Origin of the sequence: Pseudothioclava alba (assembly GCF_033100795.1) — a bacterium.
In the GTDB taxonomy this organism is placed as follows: Bacteria; Pseudomonadota; Alphaproteobacteria; order Rhodobacterales; family Rhodobacteraceae; genus Pseudothioclava.
Genome location: NZ_JAWLVI010000008.1, coordinates 34,183 through 51,579, shown reverse-complemented (window position 1 = coordinate 51,579; position 17,397 = coordinate 34,183). Strand labels below are relative to the sequence as shown.

The 17,397-nt window shown below is 62.8% G+C and carries 23 protein-coding genes; 15 read left to right on the top strand and 8 right to left on the bottom strand.

The window, feature by feature from the left end; all coding sequences use genetic code 11:
* Nucleotides 1-195 precede the first annotated feature (195 nt).
* Nucleotides 196-930: a nitroreductase gene (locus RYZ20_RS14560; RefSeq protein ID WP_317674722.1), complete on the top strand. Its 735-nt coding sequence runs from the start codon at nucleotides 196-198 to the stop codon at nucleotides 928-930.
* Nucleotides 931-942: 12 nt separating this feature from the next.
* Here RYZ20_RS14560 and RYZ20_RS14555 read toward each other — a convergent pair whose 3' ends face one another.
* Both RYZ20_RS14555 and RYZ20_RS14550 read right to left on the bottom strand, forming a co-directional pair.
* Nucleotides 943-2,244 (bottom strand): Y-family DNA polymerase, encoded by a 1,302-nt coding sequence (locus RYZ20_RS14555; RefSeq protein WP_317674720.1) that lies wholly within the window; start codon nucleotides 2,242-2,244, stop codon nucleotides 943-945.
* 4 nt (nucleotides 2,245-2,248) lie between these two features.
* Nucleotides 2,249-2,734, bottom strand: a complete 486-nt coding sequence (locus RYZ20_RS14550) for a LexA family protein (RefSeq protein ID WP_317674718.1) — start codon at nucleotides 2,732-2,734, stop codon at nucleotides 2,249-2,251.
* A 189-nt stretch (nucleotides 2,735-2,923) separates the two neighbouring features.
* Here RYZ20_RS14550 and RYZ20_RS14545 point away from each other — a divergent pair, with 189 nt between their 5' ends.
* The gene (locus tag RYZ20_RS14545) at nucleotides 2,924-4,192 is read left to right on the top strand and encodes a site-specific DNA-methyltransferase (protein ID WP_317674716.1); all 1,269 of its coding nucleotides are present in this window, start codon (nucleotides 2,924-2,926) and stop codon (nucleotides 4,190-4,192) included.
* 26 nt (nucleotides 4,193-4,218) lie between these two features.
* On the opposite strand, the gene RYZ20_RS14540 is transcribed toward RYZ20_RS14545, so the two are convergent.
* Both RYZ20_RS14540 and RYZ20_RS14535 read right to left on the bottom strand, forming a co-directional pair.
* The gene (locus RYZ20_RS14540) at nucleotides 4,219-4,773 is read right to left on the bottom strand and encodes a DUF3489 domain-containing protein (protein WP_317674714.1); all 555 of its coding nucleotides are present in this window, start codon (nucleotides 4,771-4,773) and stop codon (nucleotides 4,219-4,221) included.
* 1 nt (nucleotide 4,774) lies between these two features.
* Entirely contained in the window at nucleotides 4,775-5,236 is a 462-nt protein-coding gene (locus RYZ20_RS14535) for a hypothetical protein (RefSeq protein ID WP_317674712.1), read from the bottom strand.
* Nucleotides 5,237-5,355: 119 nt separating this feature from the next.
* On the opposite strand from RYZ20_RS14535, the gene RYZ20_RS14530 reads away from it, so the two are divergent.
* From RYZ20_RS14530 to RYZ20_RS14515, 4 genes are read left to right on the top strand one after another with little or no spacing between them, the layout of a single operon-like run.
* A complete protein-coding gene (locus tag RYZ20_RS14530) occupies nucleotides 5,356-5,940 on the top strand; it encodes a hypothetical protein (RefSeq protein ID WP_317674710.1) in 585 nt (194 codons plus the stop codon).
* Nucleotides 5,888-7,930, top strand: coding sequence for a phage terminase large subunit family protein (locus RYZ20_RS14525; RefSeq protein ID WP_317674708.1), 2,043 nt, complete (start codon nucleotides 5,888-5,890; stop codon nucleotides 7,928-7,930). Before RYZ20_RS14530 ends, RYZ20_RS14525 begins: the two co-directional genes overlap by 53 nt.
* A gap of 3 nt (nucleotides 7,931-7,933) precedes the next feature.
* Complete coding sequence (locus RYZ20_RS14520; protein ID WP_317674706.1) at nucleotides 7,934-8,143, top strand: phage head-tail joining protein; 210 nt, start codon at nucleotides 7,934-7,936, stop codon at nucleotides 8,141-8,143.
* Nucleotides 8,144-8,154: 11 nt separating this feature from the next.
* Entirely contained in the window at nucleotides 8,155-9,651 is a 1,497-nt protein-coding gene (locus tag RYZ20_RS14515; protein ID WP_317674704.1) for a phage portal protein, read from the top strand.
* A gap of 2 nt (nucleotides 9,652-9,653) precedes the next feature.
* On the opposite strand, the gene RYZ20_RS14510 is transcribed toward RYZ20_RS14515, so the two are convergent.
* Entirely contained in the window at nucleotides 9,654-10,052 is a 399-nt protein-coding gene (locus RYZ20_RS14510) for a PIN domain-containing protein (RefSeq protein WP_317674702.1), read from the bottom strand.
* Complete coding sequence (locus tag RYZ20_RS14505) at nucleotides 10,049-10,300, bottom strand: AbrB/MazE/SpoVT family DNA-binding domain-containing protein (protein WP_317674700.1); 252 nt, start codon at nucleotides 10,298-10,300, stop codon at nucleotides 10,049-10,051. Before RYZ20_RS14505 ends, RYZ20_RS14510 begins: the two co-directional genes overlap by 4 nt.
* A gap of 77 nt (nucleotides 10,301-10,377) precedes the next feature.
* Between RYZ20_RS14505 and RYZ20_RS14500 the strand changes: the two genes are divergently transcribed.
* The 5 genes from RYZ20_RS14500 to RYZ20_RS14480 all read left to right on the top strand — a co-directional run bounded on the left by RYZ20_RS14500 (nucleotide 10,378) and on the right by RYZ20_RS14480 (nucleotide 14,297).
* Entirely contained in the window at nucleotides 10,378-11,805 is a 1,428-nt protein-coding gene (locus tag RYZ20_RS14500; protein ID WP_317674752.1) for a S49 family peptidase, read from the top strand.
* An 85-nt stretch (nucleotides 11,806-11,890) separates the two neighbouring features.
* The gene (locus RYZ20_RS14495) at nucleotides 11,891-12,271 is read left to right on the top strand and encodes a head decoration protein (protein ID WP_317674698.1); all 381 of its coding nucleotides are present in this window, start codon (nucleotides 11,891-11,893) and stop codon (nucleotides 12,269-12,271) included.
* 49 nt (nucleotides 12,272-12,320) lie between these two features.
* Nucleotides 12,321-13,343, top strand: a complete 1,023-nt coding sequence (locus tag RYZ20_RS14490; protein WP_317674696.1) for a major capsid protein — start codon at nucleotides 12,321-12,323, stop codon at nucleotides 13,341-13,343.
* Nucleotides 13,344-13,356: 13 nt separating this feature from the next.
* Nucleotides 13,357-13,668, top strand: coding sequence for a head-tail joining protein (locus RYZ20_RS14485; protein ID WP_317674694.1), 312 nt, complete (start codon nucleotides 13,357-13,359; stop codon nucleotides 13,666-13,668).
* Entirely contained in the window at nucleotides 13,665-14,297 is a 633-nt protein-coding gene (locus tag RYZ20_RS14480) for a DUF6441 family protein (RefSeq protein WP_317674692.1), read from the top strand. The genes RYZ20_RS14485 and RYZ20_RS14480 overlap by 4 nt, the downstream gene beginning before the upstream one ends.
* Before the next feature lie 9 nt (nucleotides 14,298-14,306).
* On the opposite strand, the gene RYZ20_RS14475 is transcribed toward RYZ20_RS14480, so the two are convergent.
* Nucleotides 14,307-14,597 carry a type II toxin-antitoxin system RelE/ParE family toxin gene (locus RYZ20_RS14475; protein WP_317674690.1) on the bottom strand — a complete coding sequence of 97 codons (291 nt, stop codon included), beginning with the start codon at nucleotides 14,595-14,597 and terminating at the stop codon, nucleotides 14,307-14,309.
* Nucleotides 14,585-14,869 carry a CopG family ribbon-helix-helix protein gene (locus tag RYZ20_RS14470; protein ID WP_317674688.1) on the bottom strand — a complete coding sequence of 95 codons (285 nt, stop codon included), beginning with the start codon at nucleotides 14,867-14,869 and terminating at the stop codon, nucleotides 14,585-14,587. The genes RYZ20_RS14475 and RYZ20_RS14470 overlap by 13 nt, the downstream gene beginning before the upstream one ends.
* Nucleotides 14,870-14,953: 84 nt before the next feature.
* On the opposite strand from RYZ20_RS14470, the gene RYZ20_RS14465 reads away from it, so the two are divergent.
* The 4 genes from RYZ20_RS14465 (at nucleotide 14,954) to RYZ20_RS14450 (ending at nucleotide 17,381) form a co-directional block, all read left to right on the top strand.
* Nucleotides 14,954-15,379, top strand: a complete 426-nt coding sequence (locus RYZ20_RS14465; protein ID WP_317674686.1) for an acyl-CoA transferase — start codon at nucleotides 14,954-14,956, stop codon at nucleotides 15,377-15,379.
* A 357-nt stretch (nucleotides 15,380-15,736) separates the two neighbouring features.
* A complete protein-coding gene (locus RYZ20_RS14460) occupies nucleotides 15,737-16,678 on the top strand; it encodes a phage tail tube protein (RefSeq protein WP_317674684.1) in 942 nt (313 codons plus the stop codon).
* Between the two features lie 2 nt (nucleotides 16,679-16,680).
* On the top strand, nucleotides 16,681-17,049 hold the full coding sequence (locus RYZ20_RS14455; protein WP_317674682.1) for a hypothetical protein: 369 nt from the start codon (nucleotides 16,681-16,683) through the stop codon (nucleotides 17,047-17,049).
* 83 nt (nucleotides 17,050-17,132) lie between these two features.
* The gene (locus RYZ20_RS14450) at nucleotides 17,133-17,381 is read left to right on the top strand and encodes a DUF7697 family protein (protein ID WP_317674680.1); all 249 of its coding nucleotides are present in this window, start codon (nucleotides 17,133-17,135) and stop codon (nucleotides 17,379-17,381) included.
* Nucleotides 17,382-17,397: the final 16 nt, after the last annotated feature.

Here is a 17,397-nt window from a genome sequence, read left to right as displayed (position 1 = left end):
AGCGTGAGGAAGCCACCTAATCCAGCGCGCCATTTGCGTCGTCTTTGCCTGAGCGATCGCCCACTGACCAACGCGTTGTGCTAGTCGGCCACAAGGCCCTATACCCAAAACACCCGGCGGGAAAATTCAGCGTTTTATTCTGCGCCAACAACGGCAAAATGGAATACGTAAGACCGTGGAGCCACAGGATTAACCATGAGCATGTCTTCTGAAACAGCGCAGACCGCCAACACGCCCGATGCGGACTCAACGCAATTCCAGCCCCGGTCTGCAACCCGGATCATCACCGGCCGCCGGTCCATCCGGCGGTTCCTGCCCGATGATGTTCCCGCCGAAACGCTCCGGGCAATTTTGACCGATGCCGCAAGGGCCCCCTCGGGTACGAACACGCAGCCGTGGAAGGTCTGGAGCGTAACTGGCGCAGCGCGCAATCGCGTGTCGCAGGCCGTCTGCGCTGCCGCTTTGGCGGGCGAACGGTTCGAAGAATACCCCTACATGCCATCACCGCTGCCCGAGCCCTACCTCTCTCGCAAGCGTCAGGTCGGCTATGCCCTCTACGAGCTTTATGGGATAGCACGGGATGACTACCCTGCCCGGACGCAGGCGATGCTCCGCAACTTTGAGTTCTTCGGCGCGCCTGTGGGGCTATTTTTCACGATGGATCGGGATCTCTTGCACGGTTCCTGGCTTGATTGCGGGATGTTCATGCAAAACGTCATGCTTCTGGCACGCGACCACGGGCTTGAAACCTGCCCGCAACAGGCATGGTGCGAGTTTGGCAATGTGGTTCATGAGGCCGTGGGAATTCCACAAAGCGAAATTTTGATCTGCGGGATGGCGATGGGATTTGCCGACCCGGATGCCCCTGAAAACAAACTTGTAAGCGATCGTATCGATCTGGACGAGTTTGCCACGTTTTTGGCGACGTGAGATCAGCACAGATTAACGCGATGGGCCGGATAAGTGGTCTGCCGCCCGCGCAACGGCCAACTCCGACCAGCACGTTGTGTAATGCGGGGACAGCATATCTTGTTTCATCGCCCAGTGCGCCGGGCGGGATTTCGGCGCCAATCCAAACGCAATCGCGCCGCGCCCGTGGCGCTGGTTGATGACATCAACGGCCTGCATCAGATCGTCGCTCTGCTGCGGTCGCTGATCAAACAATTCGCCGCGCCACGCGTCGGGCGTGGACAGGTCGAGCAAGATCACACCCGCCTTGCGATAGGCAAAGCCCGGCTTCCAGATTTTGCCAAAGGCATTGCTGGCGGCTTTCAGGATATCCCTTGAATCTGCGGTCGGGACCAGAAACCGGAGTGTGGCGGCGGAGCTGTACTGGGGGGCGGACGTGTTGAACCGATCGGTCGATAGAAACACCTGCAGCGCCCCCGCCACCTGGTTCGCGGCCCGCGTTTTTTCTGCGACCCGTTCGGCAAAGGACAGAACCGCAGAATGGACCTCCTCGCGCTGGGCGACGGCCTTGCCAAAGCTTCGGGAACAGCAGGTCGTCTGCTTGGGCGGAGGCTGAGTTTCCAGATCGTGGCAGGCAATGCCCCGCAGCTCATGAACAGTGCGCAACCCGACGATCCCCATGCGCTGGCGCACCCAGCCATCTTGCGCCCGGCTCAGATCGAGAGCTGTCTTAATCCCCCGCTCCTCCAGCATCGCAGACCAGCGCCGCCCGATCCCCCAAACATCGCCCACTTTTGTTTTGCGGAGCGCCGGCTCGATCCAGTCCGGATGATGCACCAGATCCAACACCCCGCCTGCACGCGGCGAGGATTTGGCCAGCTTGTTGGCCAGCTTCGCAAGCGTTTTGGTGGGGCCGATGCCGACAGAGACCGGAATGCCTGTCCAGAGCCTCACCTTGCGCCGCAGCTCCGCGCACCATACGGCCAGATCGGGAACGGCCAGCTTGTGCAAATCGAGGAAACATTCGTCGATGCTGTAGATTTCCACGCGCGGCGCTTCTTCCGCCAGAAGGCTCATCACCCGCTCGGAGAGATCGCCATAAAGCGCATAGTTCGATGAGCGCACGACAACGTCGTGGTCTTTGATGATCTCCCGGATTTTGAAGAGCGGAGCCCCCATCGGAATGCCAACCGCCTTTGCCTCCTGGGAACGCGCAATCACACAGCCGTCGTTATTCGACAAAACCACCACAGGGCGCTGCACCAGGTCCGGCTGAAACACCCGCTCGCATGAGGCGTAGAAGTTGTTGCAATCCACGAGGCCGAAGGTCGGCATGGCATCACCGCCGGCAATGGCGCCGGATGCTGTTCGTCACCACGCCCCAAATCTCGCAGCCATCTTCATCGACCGGAATATCGGGGAACGCCGCATTGGCCGCAGCCAGGCGCCAGGCGTTTCGGCCCGCGCGCGCCAATCGCTTCACCGTCAGGTCTCCCCTAACCACGGCAATCACCACATCCCCCACCTGCGGCGTGAGCGAGCGATCAATGACCAGAAGATCCCCGTCGAAAATGCCCGCGTCGCGCATGGACTCACCGCTTGCACGCACGAAGAAGGTCGCAGCGGGCCTACGGATCAAATGCTGGTTGAGGTCTAGCTTTCCTTCCACATGATCCTCGGCCGGGCTCGGAAACCCGGCGGGAACCCGGCTGCTGAACACGGGCAGCAAGCAAATGGAAGGATCGGCGGCGGGCGTTTGCATGGGGATGATCAACACAATGTCGGAACAAGAACGTAAAGTGAACATTGCGTAGAGATTCGTCAATCCACCGCGCTCCCATTTTGAATTTGACAAAGGAGCCCATCTTGACCTACCCCTTGATCATCGAAGAATTGCGCCCGGAGGACACCCCTCGCGGGCGCGTTCGTTTTTTCCGACATCGCTGCTCCCAAACCCCGACGCACCCGAAGGTGCCGCCCGGGTCTGTGCGCGCCCCTATCCGAGCCCTGCCCCATGGATCTTCCGTTCATGCCAAGCCAGATTGAGCTTTGGCCGATCGAGCGCTTGCGGCCCTATGCCCGCAACGCGCGCCTGCACAGCGATGATCAGGTGGCGGCGCTTGCGGCCAATATGCTCGAGTTCGGCTGGACCATGCCCTGTATGGTCTCTGACGACGGCGAGTTGATCGCCGGGCACGGGCGTATCATGGCGGCAACGCAACTGGGTCTGACCAAGATCCCCGTTATCCGCATGTCCCACCTTGATGAGGACCGCCGGCGCGCCATGCGCCTCTCCGATAACGGCATCGCGGATATGGCGACATGGGACGAACTCGCTCTCAGTCAGGAAGCGATCGAGCTGAGCACCTTGGGCTTCGACATGGGCATGCTGGGGTTTTCTCCGGAGTTTCTGGATAATTTGCTGAAGGCGGCGCAAGCAGGCGATGACGCGGACGGCGCATCGGTCGAGGGTGAGGACGATATTCCCGAGCCCCCGGTTACGCCGGTATCGGTGGCGGGCGATCTGTGGCAACTCGGGTCCCATCGGCTGATCTGCGGCGACAGCACCAGCGCCGATGTGGTCGGGCGGTTGTTGGGCAGCGTGAAGCCGCTCCTCATGGTGACCGATCCGCCCTATGGCGTGGAATACGATCCCTCCTGGCGCAATCAGGTGGGGGCAGCCAAGACCAAGCGCACCGGCAAGGTACTGAACGATGATCGGGCCGATTGGCGCGAGGCTTGGGCGCTTTTTCCCGGCGATGTTGCCTATATCTGGCACGGCGCGCTGCACGCCACGACCGTGGCCGAAAGCCTGGTAGCGGCGGGGTTCAATATCCGCTCGCAAATCATCTGGGCCAAGGATCGGCTGGTTCTGAGCCGCGGCGATTACCACTGGCAGCATGAACCGTGCTGGTATGCGGTGCGCGCCAAGGGCAAAGGCCACTGGGCGGGAGACCGCAAGCAAACCACGCTCTGGCAGATCGCCAATAAGGATCAGGATGCAGAAACCGTTCACGGCACGCAAAAGCCGGTGGAATGCATGCGCCGCCCGATCCTGAACAACTCGAGCCCCGGGCAAGCGGTGTACGAACCCTTCATGGGGTCGGGCACTACGCTGATAGCCTCCGAGACCACGGGGCGCATCTGCTACGGCATCGAGTTGAACCCGGCCTATGTCGATGTGGCTGTTGAACGATGGCAAAACCTCACAGGGCAGACGGCCGTGTTGGCCGGGACAGGCGAAAGCTTCGCTTCCCTGAAAGCGCAGCGGCGGGCGGCATAGGCAAGTGCCGCGCAGCCGGGGCGTCCTTACCGCGCTTCGTGAATGTGGTAAATTCGCCCCCGCTTGTCATCTGCAGCGGTGGTGATGTCGAACCCCAGTTTCTTCTTGAGCCCGCCGGAAATCGCCCCACGGGCGGAGTGAGCTTGCCAGCCCGTCGCGGCGCAAATCTCAGAAATCGTCGCGCCTTCGGGCCGCTTGAGGAGCTCAATCACCTGCGCCTGTTTGGTGCCGGATCGGGTTACGGCGGATTTTTCGCCCGCGCCGGGCAATTGCGCCGGTGCCGCGCATTTGCGCAGCGCGGTGACGGTGGCGGCCACGACCGGCTCAATGCCGATCGCCTCAAGCCCCGCTTCGGTCGCAATCAGCGTCGTGCCATGGCCATAGCCGGTTTCGCGCCAGAGCGGTTCGCCTTGGCGCAGATTGGCTTCAACCTCTTCGATCCAGCCCCGTTCGATCATTTTGCCAATCGCCATCCTGGCGGCAGCACCCGCCAGCCCCTTGGGGAGCGGCAGTGCCAGATTGCCCGGACGAACAGCAGCGCGGGTCAGGATGAGAGTTTGGGACTCGGTGAGTTTGATCATCTCATGCCTCCCCCTCGTGCTCGGCGAGACCTGCATAGTAATGAACCATGCCACTCAGATACGGCAGCCCGACCGGGATACCGCAGCTGCGCGCCATCATCCGATCCGTCTTCCAGCCTTGGTGGGTTTCGATCGCTTTGAGGATTACCCGGTCCAACACCGTGTGCCCGCCAGGCGCCGTTGCGATGAACCCCGCAACCATATCCGCAAAATGGCGCCCATCGCGGCTATCGAGGAAATCGCGCACGCCTTCGGCGCCATATCCGTTTTGGTCATCAGCCGAGGTCGCGAGCGCAATCAGCGCCGAGGCAATGCGCCAAGCCGTTTCCGGGCTTTCGCCTGCGCGTTCGATCGTTCCATAGAACCCCCACTCTGTATTGCGCGAAGCAAGAGGGACATAGGCCTCCGCCCTGTGCGGCGGGGAGGGGCGCGTTTCAGCGTTGCAAGGGTCTGCTTGGGTCATGGTGGTTGCTCCGATGCGGCGTTTCGTTGAGTAAGAGTCGCTCTACCGGGCCGATCTATCAACTCGAATAGATCACATTTTGTGATTAACTTCAGTGCATTGAAGGAATCTCAAGCGCCATGGAAGGCCTGTCTGAACGCGCCTATGCCGAACATGCCGGCCTCTCGCGCGGCGGCGTGCAGAAAGCGCGCAAGAACGGGCGGCTCGTGCTTTATGCCGATGGGTCAATCAACGCCGCCGCCTCTGATGCGCGTCGGGGTGGTGCCACCGATCCCGACCAGCAGATGCGCTCGCGCACGGGGCTTGCAGATGGCGCGGGTGGTGGCGTTGGCGGTGGAGCAGCGCTTGGGGGCGGGACCGTTTCCGGTTCTGGTGACACCACCTCCTATTTGAAAGCACGTACGGCGCTCACCGTCTATCAGGCGCAGGAGCGCCAACTCGCGATCCAGAAGAAAAAGGGCGCACTGGTCGATCGCGCACGCGCCGAAACCCTGGTGTTTCGCCTCGCGCGGCAAGAGCGCGATACCTGGGTCACCTGGCCCACCCGTGTGGCTGCGCTGATGGCGGCGCAATTATCCGCAAAGATGGAGGCAGCAACCGGCGAGGCGGTAACGATCGAGACGGCGATCTTGCAAAGGGTGCTGGAAACCCATGTCCGAGAGCAGCTCGACGCCCTGGCCGACCTCAGGGTCGGGCTTGCATGATGAAGGGGAGGATACATCTGATCTGACCGCCGGCCTCGATCTCGCCTTTGATGGGGCCGAGGATATTCTGCGCGCCTGGCGGCGCGGCATGCGCCCTGATCCGGATTTGACAGTGTCCGAATGGGCCGACAAGCACCGCAAGCTCTCCTCGCGGGCTTCGGCTGAACCCGGTCAATACCGCACGGCGCGGACACCCTATCTGCGCGAGATCATGGATGCGCTGTCGCCCAGCCACCCGGCACAGCGGATCAGCTTCATGAAAGCCGCGCAGGTTGGCGCGACAGAGGCAGGCAACAACTGGATCGGTTTCGTGATCCATCACGCACCGGGGCCGATGCTTGCGGTGCTGCCGACAGTGGAGATGGCCAAACGCTCATCGCGCGGCCGGATTGATCCGCTCATCGAAGAAAGCCCGGCGCTGAAAGAGCGCGTACAACCGGCGCGCTCGCGCGACGCGGGTAACTCGATGCTCTCGAAAGAGTTCCCGGGCGGCATTCTGGTGCTGACCGGCGCGAACTCGGCGACGGGTCTGCGCTCGATGCCCGCGCGCTATGTGTTTTTGGATGAGGTCGATGCCTATCCGGCCTCAGCCGATGAAGAAGGCGATCCGGTCACTTTGGCGGAAGCGCGCACCACCACCTTTGCGCATCGGCGCAAAGTGTTCATGGTCTCAACCCCGACCATTCGAGGGCTGAGCCGGATTGAACGCGAGTTCGAAGCAAGCGATCAGCGCCGCTATTTTGTGCCCTGCCCCCATTGTGGGGCGATGCAATGGCTGCAGTTCGAGCGCCTGCGTTGGGACAAAGGCCGCCCCGAAACGGCAGCCTATGCCTGCGCGGGCTGTGAGCGGCTGATTGCCGAGCACCACAAGACGGAAATGTTGGCGCGGGGCGAATGGCGGGCGACGGCCACTTCGGCCGATCCGACGGCAATCGGCTTCCACATGTCTGCCCTCTATTCGCCGATCGGCTGGAAAAGTTGGGAGCAGATTGCGCGCGAATGGCTGGCCGCCCAGGGCTCGGACGAGATGCTGCGCGCGGCGCGCAACACAATCCTCGGCGAGACCTGGGTTGAAAGCGGCGATGCGCCCGAATGGCAGCGGCTGGCGGATCGGCGCGAGGCCTTTGCCGCGCAAATCCCGATGGGTGGGCTCTTCCTCACCGCCGGGGCTGATGTGCAGAAAGACCGCATCGAGGTCGATGTCTGGGCCTGGGGCCGAGGCCTTCAAAGCTGGCTCGTCGATCACATTGTCATTCCGGGTGGGCCGGATGATCCGGCCTGCTGGGCCAAGCTCACGGCCCTTCTGGGGCAGACCTGGCTGCATGAACAGGGCGCGGTCATGCCGCTCGCGAAACTCGCCATCGACACCGGCTATGAAACCTCTGCCGTTTACGCCTGGGCGCGGGCGCAGGGGATTGCGCAGGTGGCCTCGGTCAAAGGCTTGGAAGGCTTCAACCGCGCCACACCCGTCTCGGGGCCGACCTTCGTTGATGCGACGGGCAATGGGCGCAAGCTCAAACGCGGCGCGCGGCTCTGGACGGTCGCCACCGCCACCTTCAAGGCGGAGACCTATCGGTACTTGCGCCTCGAGCGCCCCTCGGACGAGGACCGGGCGCTCGGCGTGCCGATGCCTGCGGGCACGATCCATCTGCCCGACTGGGCGGACAGCGAATGGCTGAAGCAGCTCGTGGCCGAGCAGCTGGTCACGATCCGCGACCGGCGCGGTTACGCCCGCCAGGAATGGCAAAAAATGCGCGAGCGGAATGAGGCGCTCGATACCCGCGTTTATGCCCGTGCCGCCGCCTGGATACTTGGCGCTGACCGCTTTGACGAGCGGATGTGGCGTCAGTTGGAGAAGCAAGCAGGCGTGGAAACGGTAGCAAGCGCTCAGAGCGCTGAACCTGAGAAGCCTAACGAACCACAAGCCGGGCGGATCGCCAGCCCCCGGCGACGCGGCTGGAAGATCAGCACCCCGAAATACATGGACTGAAGAATGACCCTCGATGAGTTGAAACTCCGCCTGAGCGCACTGCTGAGCGCGCGCTACAGTGGCACGCGGTCTGTCAGCTATGACGGCAAGACGGTGAGTTACGGCACGGATGCCGAGCTGGCCGCTGCCATTGGGGATGTGGAGCGCCGCATCGCCAAGCTCGAGCGCGGCGCGGGCCGCGTGCTGCGGCCCTATGCCGTGAAAGACCTGTGATGGGGGCCGCGATGAACTGGCGGCAGCGCCTTGGCGCTTTCATTGGTGGCTTTGATGCGGGCCAGCACCATCGCCGCCTGCGCGGGTTCCGCGCGACGCGGGCGCATGTGAATGCGCTCATTGCCGCCTCGGGGCCGGATATCACCGCTCGCGCCCGCTGGCTCGTGCGCAACAATGGCTATGCGGTGAATGCGGTGGAAAGCTGGGCCGCCAATGCCGTGGGCGACGGGATCAAGCCGATCTCGAAGCTTGCAGATGCGACACGCAAGGAAAAGCTGCAACGCCTTTGGCTCGCCTGGACCGATGAGGCGGATGCCGAGGGCTTAACCGATTTCTACGGGCTACAACGCCGCGCCGCGCGCGAGGTGTTTTTGGCAGGCGAAGTGTTCATTCGCATTCGCCCACGGCGTGCCGAGGATGGGCTGACCGTTCCCCTGCAGCTGCAAATGCTGCCCTCCGAAATGCTGCCGCTTCATGAAACGGGTATCGCCGCCAACGGAAATGCTATCCGCCAGGGCATCGAGTTTGATCGCATCGGGCGCCGCGTTGCGTACCATTTCCTGCGCCGCCATCCCGGCGACAGCACCGATCCAGGGCTTGCGGGCGAGATCACCCGCGTGCCGGCCTCCGAGGTCATTCATGTGATCGATCCGGTCGAGGCCGGGCAGCTGCGCGGGGTCTCGAAGCTCGCGCCCGCCATCGTGAAGCTCTTCCTCTTGGATCAGTATGACGATGCGGAACTCGACCGCAAAAAGGTTGCGGCGATGTATGCGATGTTCGTGACCTCCCCCGCCCCGGAAAACCCGCTCGCGCCCTTGGACGATGAAGAGATGCCTGCAGGCGTCGAGATCAGCCCGGGCCAGATCGTGCGACTTGATCCGGGCGAAGATGTGACCGTGGGCCAGCCCGCTGATAGCGGCGCCACCTATGAGCCCTTCCAGTATCGCACACTTTTGCAGATCTCGGCGGCCTTGGGAATTCCCTACCCCTATCTCGCCAATGACATGGTGAAGGGGAACTTCTCGAACTCGCGTCTGGCGCTCATAGAGTTCCGCCGTCGGGTCTCGGCCTGGCAGCATTCGGTCATGGTCTATCAGCTTTGCCGCCCCGTTTACGCGCGCTGGCTGGATCTGGCGGTGCTCTCGGGCGCGCTTGCCCTGCCCGGCTATGAAACGGAACGGCCGCGTATGCTTGCTGCCGATTGGCTCCCCACGAAATGGGACTGGGTCGATCCCTTGAAAGACGCCAATGCCGAAATCGCGCAAATCGAGGCGGGGCTCAAATCCCGCACGCAGGCCATTGCCGAGCGCGGCTATGACGCCGAGCAGGTCGATCGGGAAATTGCGGCCGAGCGATCGCGCGAGGCGGCCCTTGGTCTCGACTTCCGCCGCCCGGGGTCTCCGGCGCAGGGCGCGCAGCAGACTTTGGCCGTGGATTCCCCTGCGGGTGACAGCACGGACCCGCTGGAGAATGGCGCAGATCCGCAAAACCCGGAGGAGCAGCCATGAATTCAGGCTTCGAGCAAGCGCACGTCGCGCAACCGCGCCGCCTTGCGATCAAAGGTGACAAGTTCTTTCGCCCCAACCCGGCGCGCGGCGGCCACGATCATCATGTCGGCAAAGCCGTAACCATCGTTGCGATAGAGCTCGATTGCGAGGCCGAGATCATCGGCGCTCTCGATATAAAGCTCCGTCGCGGCCAGGAGGCCATCGAGTGCTGCAGCAATCTCGACCCGGTTGAACCCATAGGCGCGCTCCAGAACCCAGACGAGTTCGATCAAAACCTCACGGCCCACAAAGCCTTGCGCGGCATCGGACAGGCTATCGATCACCTCAGAGGCGATGCGCGCCTGAGCCGCATCGTCCTGAACCAGATAGCGGACGAGAACATTGGTATCGAGGGCAATCACTTGGTCTCACCCGCCGATGCGGTGGCACCTGCGACGATAGCCGCCTCCATATCGTCCAGTGACACGGGAGGCGTGCCTTTCCGCATCAACGCGCCTTTGAGCTCCTTGACGGAGCGCGCCTTCACTATCCGCACTTCGCCATCGAGGATCACGTAGCGCACCTTATCCCCGCTCGCGAGGTGAAGGGCCGCGCGCACATCCCGCGGCAGGGTGGTCTGCCCTTTGACCGTCACTGTCGATTCCTGCATCGCACAACTCCTTACTTATTTCCATTTCTCCTTACCATATGGCGATCAGAACGGAAACATCAATGAAAGCTTCACCGATGCTGCATGCCCGCATTGCCGCGCGCGCCTTTAACACGCCGCTTCTGGTCGAGCCCTCGAAAGCCATGGCGTTCTTGTCCGGCCTCGGGCCTCGCATCCTGGGGCGGCAGGTTGAGCTTTTGGACGGTGATCTGCCCAATTCCTCCGGCGCGGCCGCCCTGCCCGCCCGCGCGGGTCTATTGGCGGGCGGATTGGGCGACACATATAGCCAGTATGGCGAAGCGCCCTATCCTGTGATTGACGGCATTGCCGTCATCGAGATCTCCGGCGTGCTGATCCACCGCGGCTCGTGGATCGGACAGTCCTCGGGGCAAACGAGTTATGAGGGGATTGCGGCGCAGATCAAGGCGGCGGCCCATGATCCGGCCATTCGGGGCCTTGCATTGGAAATTGACAGTTTTGGCGGCGAAGTCGCGGGTGTTTTTGACCTCGCAGATCGCATTCGTGCAACCCGCTCGAAGAAACCCGTCTGGGCTTTTGTCGCGGAACACGCTTTCTCGGCGGGCTATGCGCTGGCCTCTCAAGCCGACCGGATATTGCTCCCTCGCACGGGGTCCGTCGGCAGTATCGGCGTTCTCGTCATGCACACAGATCTGAGCGGTCAGCTCGATCAGGACGGCGTCGGCGTGACGCTGATCCATTCGGGCCGCCACAAAGTTGATGGCAATCCTTATGCGCCGCTCCCGGATGCTGTGCGGGGTGACATCCAGCGCGAAATCGATGCGCTGCGGCTGCTCTTTTCTGAGACCGTAACCGCCGGCCGCGGGAGCAGGCTCTCCCAGGAAGCAGCGCTCGCTACAGAGGCCGCCACCTATCGCGGGGTGGACGCTATCGCCGCAGGCCTTGCCGATGAGGTCACCGATCTCGCGCAGGGGTTTGCGCGCTTTCGCCAGACCCTCACCGCCTCTGGCTCTCTCTCCCCCCATCCCCTGCGCGCTCCACGCGCGTCCCTTCCCCATCCCGAACAGGAGGCATGCATGGCCACCGACACCGACCCGACTGAAACCCCCGACGCACCCGATGCCGAAACGGACGTGCCTTCCCCGGATGCGCCCGAAGGTCCCGATATCGAGATCATCGAGGAGGAGGCACCCGCCCCCGCTCCGGCAGCATCGGCGGCCCCAACCGCATCCGCGCGCTCGCCTGGCACATTGGCAGAGCTTTCAGAAAACCTGCGAGAGGCGGCGGCGGAAATCGCAGACATTGCGGCCCAGGCTGGCCGCCTCGGGGTTCCCATTGATGCGGCCAAGGCGCTCCGCGAAGGCACCGCCCCCGAGGCCCTGCGCAAGCTGGTGCTCTCCCGCGCGGCGGCTGCGGCCGATGCGCGCGATATCATCGCTGCTCCCCCTTCACCCGTTTTGCCCAAATCTACGGAAAGCCCGATTGTGGCTGCCGCTAAACGCGCTGCCTCAGGTGCGAAGATCTAAAGCCCTATCCTTCGCACCCGACTGATCCCCCGCCGCTCCTTCCCGGCGGGGGATTTCTTTTTGCCCCCATCTTCGGAGATATCCCATGTCCGTGCTGACCCAACCGCCCACTATGGGCGATGTGCTCAAATACGAGCTCAATCCCAACTTCACCCGCGAACCCGTCACGCTTCTGGCAGGAACGGCCTATCCGGTCGGCGCTGTCCTTGGCCGCATCACCGCCAGCGGCAAGCTGAAACTCAGCGCGGCCACCGGCACGGACGGTGCGCAAACCGCTGCGGGGGTTCTCCTCTACGCCGTTGATGCGACCGCCGCTGATGCGACCGGTATCGTTCTCGTGCGCGGTCCCGCCCTCGTCTCGAAAGCCACCCTCGTGTTTGACGCCAGCGTCGATGATGCCACCAAGACGGCGGCCAAGCATGCCCAGCTTACCGCCCTCGGTATCATTCCGCGCGATCCTGCCTGATCTGCCTTGATCGGGCTGCCCCATCCCCCTCTTTCTCCGGAGTTTCCCCATGACCCTCACCCGCAACCCGTTTGACGCGGGCGGCTATTCGCTCGCCGAGATGACGCAGGCGATCAATATCCTGCCCAATCTCTACACCCGCCTCGGCCAGATCGGCCTGTTCCGCTTTGAGGGCGTCACGCAGCGCTCGATCGTGATCGAGCAACGTGAAGGCGTTCTGAGCCTTCTGCCCTCAGTGCCGCTTGGCGCGCCCTCCACGGTCGGCACGCGAGAGGCGCGTTCGATGCGGAGCTTCGCGCTCCCATGGATTCCGCATGACGATGTCATCCTGCCCGCCGACATCCAAGGCATGCCGGCGCTTGGGGTCTCGGATGCTGCCGATCCTTTGGTCGAGGTGATGAACCGCAAGCTGACGCTGATGCGCCGCAAGCATGCCCAAACCCGCGAATATATGGAGATGAATGCGCTGCGCGGCATTGTGAAGGATGGTGCGGGCACGACGCTTTACAATTACTTCACCGAGTTCGGCCTCGAGCAGATCTCCGTCGACTTCGTTTTTGGCACAGCCGGCACCAATGTGCAGGGCAAGGTTCGCAGTGTCCTTCGTGCCATTGAGGACAATCTCCTTGGCGAAACCATGACCACGGCCCACGCGCTGGTCAGTTCCGAGTTCTTCGACAAACTGATCAGCCACCCAAAAACCGAAGACGCCTATAAGTTCTTCTCGGCGACCGGCGGTCAGCCTTTGCGCGAGGATATGCGCCGTGCTTTCCCCTTCGCGGGCATTCTCTTCGAGGAGTACAACGGCTCGGTCACGCTCTCGAACGGTGCATCGGAGCGGTTGATCCCTGCAGGCGAAGGTATCGCCTTCCCGATGGGGACCTTTGACACCTTCACCACCTATGGCGGGCCGGCGAACCTGCTTGAGGCTGCAAACACCGTGGGCCTGCCGCTTTATGCGCGCCAGTTCCTCGATGCCAAGGGCCGTTGGATCGATCTGATGACCGAGGCCTCGATCCTGCCGGTAAACAAGCGGCCCCGCCTTGCGATCCGGCTCTTCAGCTCGAACTGAGGGCCGTCGCACAATGACGGCCTTCGCCGTAGCCCTTGATCTGCTCTTTGCCGACCCGAACCTTGCCCATGAGGCTTGGCATCGGGACAGCGAGGGGCAGTTCACCCGCCTTCGCATCATTTTGCGGCGCAATGACGATGTGACCGAGTTTGGCGCCGCGCGGCTCTGGTCGGAGACGTTTCGGTTTGATGTGCGGGTGGCGGAACTGCCCGCACCGCGCCCGGATGAGCAGATCCTCTTTGGCGATGAGACCTTCCTTATTCAGGGCGAACCGGTCCGAGATCGCGAGCGGCTGATCTGGACCATTGAGGCCACACCCGCATGAAGCTTGGGCTTGAGGTCACGGGCGACATTGTCGGCGCGATGCGGGCGGAAGTGCTTGCCGGCGAAAAGGCGGTCACCGCAGCGATGCGCGAGGCGGGAAACAGCCTCAAGACTGCCTGGCGCAGCCAGATCACGCAGGCGGGGTTGGGAAATCGCCTTGCGAATACGATCCGGGCACGGAGCTTCCCGACACAGGGTGAAAGTCTGGAGGCTGCCGCGCTCGTTTGGTCGAAAGCTCCGGTCATTATCGGCGCGCATGACACTGGGCCGCTCATTCGCTCAAAGGATGGGTTTTGGCTTGCCATCCCCACGGTGGCGGCCGGAAAAGGTCTGGGCGGCAAGGCGCTCTCCCCCGGAGACTGGGAACGCCGCCGTGGGCTGCGGTTGCGGTTTGTTTATCGACGCAATGGGACGAGCCTTCTGGTGGCCGAGGGGCGGCTCAACAGTCGGGGGCTGGGTGTGGCGTCGCGCTCAAAGACCGGGCGCGGCAAATCCACCGTGCCGATCTTTTTGCTGGTGCCGCAGGTGAAGCTTTCGAAACGGCTGGACCTCGCGCGGGATGCCGAGCGGGCGCAGGCGGCGGTGCCAGGGTTGATTGTCGCGAAATGGGTAGCGGGGAAGCTGGGATGACCGGCCGCCTCAGTACCCCACTTCTCGTTGGTGTCGCACAGCCAAGATCACCGCTGTGTCTGCGTCTAGCCGGTAAAGCGCGACATAGCCGCTACCACCGAAGGTGATGAACCATTCCCGAAACTCCGGGTCCATATCTTCCATGGGCCGCCCTGCCCCCGGCTGATCGCGCAGGATTTGCATCCCTTCGCGGATGGATTTGGCGGCCCGACGCGCGGCATCTGGGTTTTTCTCGGCCAGAAACTTATAAAGTCGCTCCACATCCCGCAGCGCGGCGGGCAACCAGATCAGTTGTGGCATTCAGGAACGACTGCCTCTTCACCGGCTTCAAGCTTTGCAAGCCAGGCATCCGCTTCGTCATGGGTCACATGCTGACCCGTGGCTTGATACTCCTGCCAGGCTGCAAGCCCGGCTTGGCGAAACGCCTCGCGTTGTTCTTCGCGGGTGATATACTGCGCAACCGCTTCGCGCAGCATCCAATGCGTCGAACGATCCCGCGCATCTGCAAGCCGCTTCAGACGGTCTCGCGTTTCCTGATCGAGCTTCACGGCAATGGGGCGCACAGCATTCATGGGGTGAGTCCTTGTGAGTATTCACAGGTATTACCCTAACAGTTTTACGCCCTTCGCAATAGTCACAATATCGCACGGCCCGTCATGCCCAGCACCCGCGAAACCATCCTCACCGCCCTGGCGGACCTCTTGCGCACGATCTCGTCTGTACCAGTCCTGCGCGGAGAGATTTTGCCCGAACGCATCCCGCCGGCCGGCCTGCTGATCTTGCGCGACGGAAATCCGGGCGAGCCTGGCGTGACGTTGTCGCCGCTGACCTACCATTACCAGCACCGAGCGGAGGTGGAGGTAATTGTGCAATCGGCGACTGGGCGAGACGGCATCTTCGACGCGCTGATCTCGCAGATTGGCGCGGTGATTGCGGTGGATCGGACGCTCGGCGGGCGCTGCGACTGGATTGAAGCCGAAGCCCCGCAACCCGTCGATCTGCCCGTTGAGGGCGGGGCCAGTCTGAAGGCCGGGATGGTAACGATCATCTTGCACTACGCAAGCGAGGCGCCGCTCGGCTAGCCATAGAGGCGCTTTACCGATTGGGGTTGTTACCCAAGAGCCAAAGCATAAGACAGGCGAATATCGGTGAACACATCAGGCTGACCAAAACCCAGCCAACTGAGCTCCGTCCGCGTTTCGCGGCCATCTCAGATGGCAGCAAGATGTAGAGCCAGAGGGTGAAATATATCGCGATCAGGCCGAACACGAGCATAAACAGGATGGACACTGCATCACCGGCCATCAAATGCCTCTCAAAGTTGCGCGCGATAGAACCTTCGGGCACCGCAAGACAAACGGCTTCCGCCCTTAAGATATGGGCATGAGCAGACCTCTTCCCAAGACTTAGCCCGTTCAGACCATCTCAGGAGTTAAAACATGGCACGAGCCCAAGGGGCGCGGGCGCAGATGGCGCTTGCGTTCGAGACGAATTATGGCACGCCGCCCGCGAGCGGCTACACCAAGATGCCCTTTGCGAGCACGACGCTGGGGGCGGAACAACCGCTGCAAACCTCGGAACTGCTGGGCTACGGCCGTGATCCACAGACGCCGATCAAGGACGCGGTGACGGCAGACGGCGATGTCGTCGTGCCCATTGATGCCGAGGCCTTTGGCTTTTGGCTCAAGGCAGCTTTTGGCGCACCCACGACCACCGGCGCGGAGGCGCCCTACAGCCACGAATTCCACTCGGGGAGTTGGTCGCTCCCCAGCTTCTCGGTGGAAACGGCGATGCCCGAGGTGCCGCGTTTTGCGATGTATGCGGGCTGCATGGTGGATTCCTTGAGCTGGCAAATGGGGCGCTCGGGGCTTTTGACCGCCACGGCAAGCATCGTCGCGCAGGGCGAAAGCATCGCCACGGTGACGGCGGCGGGAACTCCCGCCGATATTGCGCTCCAGCGCTTTGGCCACTTCAACGGCACGATCACGCGCAATGGCGCGAATATCGGCAATGTCGTCTCGGCCGACATCAAATACACCAACACGCTCGACCGTGTTGAAACCATCCGCGCGGATGGCAAGATCGATGGCGCCGATCCGTCGATTGCGGCACTGACCGGCAATGTTGTTGTCCGCTTCGCCGATCAGACGCTGGTGACCCAGGCGATCAACGGCGAGGCCTGCGAGCTGGAGTTCTCCTACACTCTGCCGACAGGCGAGACCCTGACCCTGACTGCCCATGCGGTCTATCTGCCGCGCCCCCGGATCGAGATCTCCGGGCCGCAAGGTGTACAGGCGACCTTTGACTGGCAGGCCGCCAGTGATCCGGTCGTCGGCCGGATGTGCACTGTCACCCTCACCAATTCCCGCGAGGCTTACTGAATATGCTCCGACTGAACCTCTCCACCGAGCCGCGCTGGCTCGATCTTGGCCATGGCGTGCGTCTGCTGGTTGCGCCGCTCACCACCGCTGTGATGCTGGCGGCGCGCAGCGACCCGGCGATTGTGGCGGCCACGGCAGATGCTGGGGGTGACTCGGCCCAATCCAACGACGACCTAGCCCGTATCGTGGCGAAAGCGGTGGCCAAAATCACCGTGAAGGACTGGGAGGGCGTCGGCGACGATGACGGCAACGCACTGCCTCTCACCCCCGAGGGCATTGATGCGCTGTTGGAACTCTGGCCGATCTTCGAGGCCTTCCAGAGCAACTACATCGCCGGGGCCCTCATTCTGGACGCAGAAAAAAACGCCTGATCGCTCTCGCCGAGTGGGAGTTCGGCGGGGGCGACGACTATTGCGCGGCGTGTTCCTCTACGTGCTCGGATTGCCCGAGGCTCGTGAACGCGCCGCAGACCTTTGAGGGCTGGCAGGTCTGGGACCTTGTCCAGCGCCTCGGCGGGCAGTTGCGTATCACGGGTGGCTTGGGCGGTGGCGCGGTCATCGGTTGGGATATGGCGGCGGCGCTGCAACTGGGCGCCGCACTCGGACTTTCCCCACTTTGTCTCGCGGAACTTTTGCCGCCGATCGAGGCGGTGATGGTGCGTAAGATCAGTGAAGAGATGCAGGCCGGGTCCGGCCTCACCTGACCTCGTTCCCGATGGA